General features: G+C 65.3%; 4 protein-coding genes. All 4 read right to left on the minus strand.

Translation table 11 applies throughout. From position 1 onward, the window contains the following. Positions 1-486, minus strand: a 486-nt coding sequence (locus tag ENZ74_RS26445) for an ATP-binding cassette domain-containing protein (RefSeq protein ID WP_164761227.1), incomplete at its 3' end; no start/stop codon positions are given. 89 nt (positions 487-575) lie between these two features. Beyond that, the gene (locus ENZ74_RS26450; protein ID WP_013530992.1) at positions 576-1,589 is read right to left on the minus strand and encodes a substrate-binding domain-containing protein; all 1,014 of its coding nucleotides are present in this window, start codon (positions 1,587-1,589) and stop codon (positions 576-578) included. 103 nt (positions 1,590-1,692) lie between these two features. Continuing rightward, positions 1,693-2,601: a sugar phosphate isomerase/epimerase gene (locus tag ENZ74_RS26455; protein ID WP_013530991.1), complete on the minus strand. Its 909-nt coding sequence runs from the start codon at positions 2,599-2,601 to the stop codon at positions 1,693-1,695. Further along, positions 2,598-3,266: Gfo/Idh/MocA family oxidoreductase (locus ENZ74_RS26460; protein WP_164761228.1), on the minus strand; the 669-nt coding region annotated here is incomplete at its 5' end. The genes ENZ74_RS26455 and ENZ74_RS26460, both read right to left, overlap by 4 nt.

Consider the following 3,266-nt stretch of genomic DNA (forward strand, 5'->3'; position numbering starts at 1 on the left):
CTTGTAGATGGCGCGGGCGATCGCCACGCCCTGGCGTTCGCCGCCCGAAAGCTGGCCGACGATCGACTGCGGCGTGAACACTTTCGAGGTGAAGCCGATCTCGCGCATCAGCCGGCTTGCCTCCTCGATCTCCTTGTTGACCCTGAGAAAGCCCATGAAGCCGGTCAGCTCGCGGCCCATGAAGATGTTGCGAACGATGGTCTGCTGCACGGCCAGCGCCCGGTCCTGGAACACCGTCTCGATGCCGGCCTCGCGCGAACGCGCCGCGCTCCACCCGGTCACCGGCTTGCCACGCACGAGGATTTCGCCGCTGGTCGGCTTGACCACGCCCGAGAGGATCTTGATCAGCGTCGACTTGCCGGCGCCATTGTCGCCGAGCAGGCCGACCACCTCGCCGCGGTCGACGCTGAGATTGACCCCGCCCAGTGCATAGACCTGGCCATAGGACTTGCTGATGTCGCGCAGTTCGATGAGGCGTTCGGCCATCGGATGCTCGCTTTCATTGTCTCGTGCCGGCGTCGTCGCCAGCGGTCCCGCCGGCCGGGGCCTGAGATCCCGGCCGGCGGCTTGGGAGGTCAGCGCAGCGCCTGCTTGGCGAGCTCGGCGACGATCTCGTAATTTTCGGGCGTGACGAAGCCGGCGCCGGTGTCGACATTCATCGGCGCCAGCCCCAGCACAACCTGCTGGCAGAGGCTGAGGATCGGCAGATAGCCCTGCAGGAACGGCTGCTGGTCGGCGGTCAATTGCACCCAGCCACCCTTGAAACCCTCGACGATCTGCGGGCTGGTGTCGAAGCCGAAATTGAAGATCTCGCCCGCCTTGCGTCCGGCCGCCTGCATATAGGTCGAGACATTGCCGAGCATCTGCCCGCCGGGATAGCCGACCGCCTTGACGTCGGGATTGTTGAGCAGCGCCGCGGTGATCACCGGAATGGCCAGGTTGGGATCGGACGCCCATTCGCCGCTCGGCGGTGAGGACAACTGGATGACCTCGACGCCGGCTTCCTTGAGCGCCGCCACCGTGCCGCGTTCGCGCGCGCCGCGACTTTCGTTTTCGAACGGACCGATCATGATCGCCTTGTCGCCGGCCTTCAGCTTGCCCAGTTTGAACGCCTCGGCGCCGAGCGCGCGGCCCTGCTGTTCCTGCTGGGCGCCGACATAGCCGCCGCCGAACGCTTCCACCACCTTCGGCACAGGCACGTTCTGGTACATCATCTTGATGCCGTCCTTGTGCGCCTGTTCGGCGAGCGGCATGATTGATGCGTCGCCCGGATGGCCCATCATGGCGATGCCGTTGGGCTTGACCGCGACGGCCTCGCGCAGTTGCTGCACCATCTTTTCGATGTCCCACTGGGAGAAGATGTAGTCGACCTTCGGCCCCAGATCGGCCTCTGCCTGCTTGGCGCCATTGTAGACGATGGTGCCGAAAGCGTCGCCCTCGGCGCCGCCGACGAAGAAGCGGATGTGGACGTCCTTGCACCATTTGGCGTCGAGCGCCTGCGCGGGCAAGGTGGAGATCGCAGCGGCAAGCACCGTGGCGGCGGCCACGACGGTCGAGCGCAGAACTGTCCTTCTCATCGTCATGCTCATGCACTTATCCTCCCTTTTTGTCCTCGCAAGCGAGGGGTTTCGACATTCGCTTCGGCAATGTGCGTTGCAGACATCCCGGCCGGCTCCTCCCGCCGGCCGATCCTCACATCGGGTTCGGCAGGTAGCTGGCCCCTCCCCGGCATTGCTTGAGATATTCCAGCGCGCGCACCTGCCCGGTGATTTCGAGATCGCCTCGATAGACAGGGTCGTGCCAGCCTTCGATGTCGATGGCGCCCTTGTATCCGGCCAGCCGCAATTCGCTGATCACCCGCGTCCAGTCGCTGTCGCCGAAGCCCGGCGTTCGCATCTGCACGAAGGGCAGCCGGCCGAACACGCCATGCTCGCGGATGACATCCCAGCGCACCGTCGCGTCCTTGCCGTGGACGTGGAAGATGCGCGGCGCCCATTTGCGGATCTGCGGCATCGGATCGATCAGATAGACGAGCTGGTGGCAGGGCTCCCATTCCAGTCCGAGATTGTCGTCCGGCACTTCGTTGAACATCAGCTCCCAGGCGTCCGGATTGTGGGCGATGTTCCAGTCGCCGGCGGCCCAGTTGCCGTCCATCGCGCAGTTCTCGAAGGCGATGCGCACGCCCTTGTCGGCGGCGCGCCTGGCCAGCGGTCCCCAGACCTCCTTGAAGCGCGGCAGGCTGTCGGTCAGCTTCTTGCCGCGCAGGCGGCCGGTGAAGCCGCTGACCATCGAGGTGCCGAACAGATGCGCATTGTCGATGACCGTCTCCCAGGCCTTGAGCACGCCGCGATCGACCTCGCCGTCTTCCAGCGGATTGCCGAACACGCCGAGCGAGGACACGGTGACGTCGGCATCGCCGATCGCCTCGCGGATCTGGCCGGCCAGCCGCGGCAAATCCTTGCCGCCCAGCGTCTGCCAGAAGAAGGGCTGGATGCTCTCGAAGCCGAGCGGCAGGATCTGCTTGATGTAAGCCGCCGGGTCGTCGAGATTGGCCCGCACCATGGTGCCGATCCGGATGTCGAGAAGCGGGTTCGGCGTCATTGTGCTTCCTCTGCGATTGTCACGCGGCGGCCGGTCTCGGCGCTTTCGATGGCGCCAAAAACCATGGCCAGGCTCTTGATGTTGTCGCCGCCGCGCGTTTCCGGCTCGGTGCCGGTCTCGATGGCGTGCATGAAATCCTGGAGAATGCCGAGATGGCCGCCGACGCGATCGGACGCATCGAGCGGCGGCACCTCGATCGGCTGGGTTTTGTCGAACATTCCCTCGCGGCCCGGCATCACTGCTTCTGCCCTCAAATCGTCATGACCGTCCCAGATGAGGCTGCCGCGCTCGGCAACGATGCGCCATGCACTTTCCCAACTGGTGCGGAAGCCGGCCGCGCACCAGCTGCCGGCGTAGGTGAAGACCTTGCCGTCGCCGAGATCGAAGACGGCGCTGGCCGAAGATCCCTGCCTGTACCAGGAACTGGCCGGCTCCCATTCCTGGCAATAGACGCCGGCCGGCTCGCCATTCACCATATAGCGAGCGGCGTCGAAGGTGTGGATCGCCATGTCGAGCAGCAGCACATGGGCCATCTCCTCGCGAAAACCGCCGAAATGCGGCGCGACGAAGAAGTCGGCGTGGATGCTGGTCGGCGCACCGATGGCGCCGGAGTCCAGGAACCTCCGGATGCGCCTGACATTGGCGACATAGCGGCGGTTCTGCAC

The organism is Mesorhizobium sp. M7A.F.Ca.CA.002.15.2.1, assembly GCF_003998715.1.
Lineage (GTDB): Bacteria > Pseudomonadota > Alphaproteobacteria > Rhizobiales > Rhizobiaceae > Mesorhizobium > Mesorhizobium ciceri.

Coding starts and splice junctions, on each gene's coding strand:
- ENZ74_RS26450 (WP_013530992.1), bottom strand. CDS start 1,589: ATGAGCATGACGATGAGAAGGACAGTTCTGCGCTCGACCGTCGTGGCC.
- ENZ74_RS26455 (WP_013530991.1), bottom strand. CDS start 2,601: ATGACGCCGAACCCGCTTCTCGACATCCGGATCGGCACCATGGTGCGG.